At 42.8% G+C, this 3,991-nt stretch carries 2 protein-coding genes and 2 pseudogenes; 2 read left to right on the top strand and 2 right to left on the bottom strand.

Annotation, left to right across the window (positions count from 1 at the left end):
• Window positions 1-71: 71 nt before the first annotated feature.
• Window positions 72-2,102, bottom strand: a complete 2,031-nt coding sequence (locus QZV86_RS13530; protein ID WP_295629209.1) for an ATP-binding protein — start codon at window positions 2,100-2,102, stop codon at window positions 72-74.
• Between the two features lie 506 nt (window positions 2,103-2,608).
• On the opposite strand from QZV86_RS13530, the gene QZV86_RS13525 reads away from it, so the two are divergent.
• Together QZV86_RS13525 and QZV86_RS13520 are read left to right on the top strand one after the other, a co-directional pair.
• Window positions 2,609-3,472 carry an HDOD domain-containing protein gene (locus QZV86_RS13525; RefSeq protein ID WP_295629206.1) on the top strand — a complete coding sequence of 288 codons (864 nt, stop codon included), beginning with the start codon at window positions 2,609-2,611 and terminating at the stop codon, window positions 3,470-3,472.
• Window positions 3,473-3,498: 26 nt separating this feature from the next.
• Window positions 3,499-3,741: pseudogene (locus tag QZV86_RS13520) on the top strand (IS5/IS1182 family transposase); the annotation flags it as partial.
• Between the two features lie 33 nt (window positions 3,742-3,774).
• Here QZV86_RS13520 and QZV86_RS13515 read toward each other — a convergent pair.
• Window positions 3,775-3,969 (bottom strand): annotated as a pseudogene (locus QZV86_RS13515) (IS3 family transposase); the annotation flags it as partial.
• Between the last annotated feature and the right edge of the window lie 22 nt (window positions 3,970-3,991).

The raw sequence follows: 3,991 nt of genomic DNA, 5'->3' as shown, positions 1-3,991 counted from the left end.
ATAATACAATATTGTTAAACTCAATCAGTTAGTTATGCTTTTTGAGTAAGCTCTATGTAGCTTGCTTCGACTCAAGGAACCAAATCCTGGGCGGTGCTACTCGTTACGGTATCGTCATCTGCAATCCCTTTTGCCGGCAATTCAAACCAAAAAGTACTTCCAATACCCAATTCACTGTCTACACCAATGTACCCCCCCATCTTTTCAACGATTCGACGCGTAAGCGATAATCCTATCCCTGTACCTTCAATAGCGCTAGCTGCAGCATCAAGACGATTAAAAGGTTGAAATAATTCCGTCAGTTTATTGGCAGCAATACCGATCCCAGAATCAGCAATAATAATTTTTATGTAACCTGGACGAACGGATTCCCTGAGTTCGATATGCACCCAACCGCCTTTGCGGTTGTACTTGATCGCATTGTTAATCAAATTAAGGACGACTTGTTTGAGTCGAATACGATCAGTATATAAAACCTTATCCACCATGCCGCTATGCATCAGTTTGATATCCTGCCTATCTGCTTGTATTTTTACTAAGCTGATACACTCCTCAATAACAAGACAAACCTCGACCCATTCCAGTCGAAAATCAATACGTCCTGACTCAATTTTCGCCAAATCAAGCACTTCATCAATCAACGTTAGTAAATGCATACCCGCAGTCTTGATTTCTTTGGTGTATTTGAGACGCCGATCATCAAGCCCCCCCAATTCAAGTAATCGACAAAAGCCAAGAATTGCATTCATAGGCGTACGTAACTCATGACTCATGCTAGAAAGAAATTCAGATTTAGCCTTGTTTGCCCGTTCAGCCTCATACCGAGCCGTAATAAGTGCCTGTTCCGCGGCTTTATGTTCAGTAATATCCTCAACCATCGACCAGATTAATTTTCGGCCAGATGCATCGTGAATTATTACTCCATTCAGTTGAACCGGATAACAACTACCATTTTTACGAATATACTCTTTTTTGTATGGGCCAAAAGTGCCTGTTGCTTGCATACTCTCAACCTGTTGAGTTTCCAGCATCATGTAGCCTTTGGGGGTGATGTCCCAATAGGTAAGACTTAACAACTCTTCCCGAGAATAACCAGTTGGAGCTAACAGCGACTCATTGATCTCGATAAATCTCCCAGTTTCGTATTCGTTCAATGCGATACCAACCGGCGACATCATGAACAGAGCCCTAAGCCGGGCTTCACTATCTCGTTTATTTTGTTGAAACTTACCCATCAAAATAATTGGCAGCAAGACTAAAATGCCAATGAGTATCAAGCCAAAACGGAAAATGGCACTGTCATTGCCTGCAACAATCCATCCCTCTTTAGGCACGGTAGCCATCTGCCAGGAACCGTTAGGCAAGGAAATATCTAGTAATACAGGATTCTGTTCAAATATTTGCTCGTTACCAAAAAACACCTCACCCACCTTACCCAACGCATCTTTGCTTCGGATCGAAATATTAATTTTTTCTGCAAGATCCAACAAACCACTTGTTTGATATAACTGATTCACATCGATAACAGCTGAAATCATGCCCCAAGAAACCCTCTCATTCCCTTCAATGTCATCAAAAGATACCGGAATCCGAGCGATAAAGCCTTGTCCGCTCTGAACCAAATCAACAGGTCCGGCTATAATAAGATTCCCGCTATCACGCGCACGTAGCACCGATTCAAGCTGCTGAGGATGCTCCCTGAAATCAAGCCCTATCGCTGATCCATTGCCTTCTATCGGGTATAAGTGACGTATTACCAAATCTGACGCAGCACCAATATTGCGCAGCTCTGATTGATCATTAAACAAATACTGCGCTAGCTTGGCAAATTTTTCCATTGACAAATCCGGCTCTGCAGAAATGGACGCCACCAAACCTTGTACCAATCGCGCATTGCTGATGATTTTTCCTTCCAAATCTGCACGCAACAAGCTCGATCGAGTAAACACCGAATCCCGTAGTTCACGATCCATGCTTTGTGAATGTAGGTAATCGGCATAAAATCCAGTCGCGATCAGGCAAGTGCCCACAAGAATGGCAGGTAAAAAAACCAGCTCCCTTTTCTGAAAGAAAACCCAAATTCGAGCCAAAGTATTTTTCATGAGTTAAAGCCTAAATAATTGCTATTTTTACTTACTAGCAAAGGAAAGAGTGCATTAACGGATAGCCGAAGATTCAATTTCGTCTTTTTTTAACAAGCAGACACTGTTCTCCCTGTCAAACATCTGCAGCGTACCGAAGATTATGATATTGCATTGTAACTTTACTCATCGTCAAACTCGGAATTTCCGTCATGCCAGACTATAAATTCGTTTTTTTATCGATCTTATCTTAAACAAAGAATTCTTGGAAAAGATAACCTTTTACATTTCTATTCACCCCTTCTTCATCACTTTTGTTTTCTATAATGACACCTATAGATTCTACTCAGTCCTCTAAGATTCAATGTATCTCAACTAAGTATCTGGATGATTGATTGTTTTGAGTGTTTTATAAAACGCTCAAAACAATGTTATGCATTCGTGCATTACTTTTACATCGATTATGAACAATCAGGATGAATAAAACTGTATTCAAAGAAGTAGAAAATTCGCTAAAGGAGCATAGTATGGCTAACCATATAAATTTAAAACAATCCCTTGAGCGCATTCACACACTGCCCGCCATGCCAGTTATTGCCAAAAAAATGCTTACATTGGCATTGAATACTGACGAAGGTGAAGCTCAATTACTCAAGCTCATCGCTCAAGACCCACAGATTTCTGCACGCATTATCGGGCTGTCAAATGCTTCTTTATTTGGTTCTCCGGGCATGATCTCTTCCATCAGCGATGCTGCCATGCGATTAGGATTAACACAAATTAAATCTATCGCCATCGGCATGGCAACCATTTCAGCATTCGCTAAACCGCCCGAAGGAAAGTTGAAAGCAAGGGATCTATGGACTCACAGTATTACCATTGCTTCTGCAATGCGCACTATGGCTAAACATATGCCTGCAAGAATTCGCCCGATGGAGGATCAGATCTTTCTCGCAGGCCTTTTGCATGATATTGGTTATAACGTTCTAAACTTCATCGCCAAGGATATCAGCGATGCACTTCACGAAAGATTGAGAACCACTCCCGAAGCATCACTATTAGAAATAGAACACGAACTACTGGGTACAGATCATGGTGAGATCGGTGCCCAGCTTGGAATCCATTGGGAATTACCGGCGGAAATTATCGCCGTGATACGCCACCATCACATGCCAGACAAAATGGATCCGGAAATAAATCAATCCTTAGCCAGACTCGTCAATGTTGCGGAAAGAATGCTGCCTGACTTAGCGATGACTGAACGCTCGGCACAAGAAATTACCGAGCAGGAATGGGTCAAGCTAGGCATTGACCCCAGAGAAGTGGGTACAATTGCAGAAGAGGTTGAGATTATTGCAAAGCAAGTCACGCAGCTTGCCAATGCGGCTTGATCCATCGTTGATTGACCTAGTCAAGTAAAACCGGCGGTTATGCCCATGCCAAGCAATTTCGCCGCATGCGCAAAGCCGTTAAACGCCAACGCACGATCCTTGGTATCGTGCTGCGAGAGATCAAGCGGAAACTGGTGACGGCAGAACTGGAGTGCTCCGCATCGTTCCAACATCTGAATACGCTGCTGGAGCGAGCACAGCGGATTCACCAGCAGCAACCGAAAGACAAGAACAAACTCTACGCACTGCATGCCCCGGAAGTCGAATGCTGATGTGTGCTGTCAAAAATGGAGTCCATCGGTTTAAGCAACAAGCAAATTTGCATAGTATCGCTGCGTAAATTGTGCTGGTGACAAATAGCCCAGCCTTTTCTGTTTTCTCTGCCGGTTATAGAATATTTCTATATATTCGGCAATCTCCTGAATGGCTTGTTGTCGTGTTTTGAATCTTCTATGATGCACCAGCTCGGTTTTAAGTATCCCCCAGAAACTTTCGAGCTATAGTCAAATCTGGTGTATG

It is taken from the genome of uncultured Nitrosomonas sp., assembly GCF_902826915.1.
Classification (GTDB): Bacteria; Pseudomonadota; Gammaproteobacteria; order Burkholderiales; family Nitrosomonadaceae; genus Nitrosomonas.
Note: the sequence above shows the minus strand (reverse complement) of the source record. Positions and strands in the feature narration are given on the sequence as shown.

Bases quoted from the DNA above. Each gene is read 5' to 3' on its own strand.
- QZV86_RS13530 (WP_295629209.1), bottom strand. From the start codon at position 2,102: ATGAAAAATACTTTGGCTCGAATTTGGGTTTTCTTTCAGAAAAGGGAG.
- QZV86_RS13525 (WP_295629206.1), top strand. From the start codon at position 2,609: ATGGCTAACCATATAAATTTAAAACAATCCCTTGAGCGCATTCACACA.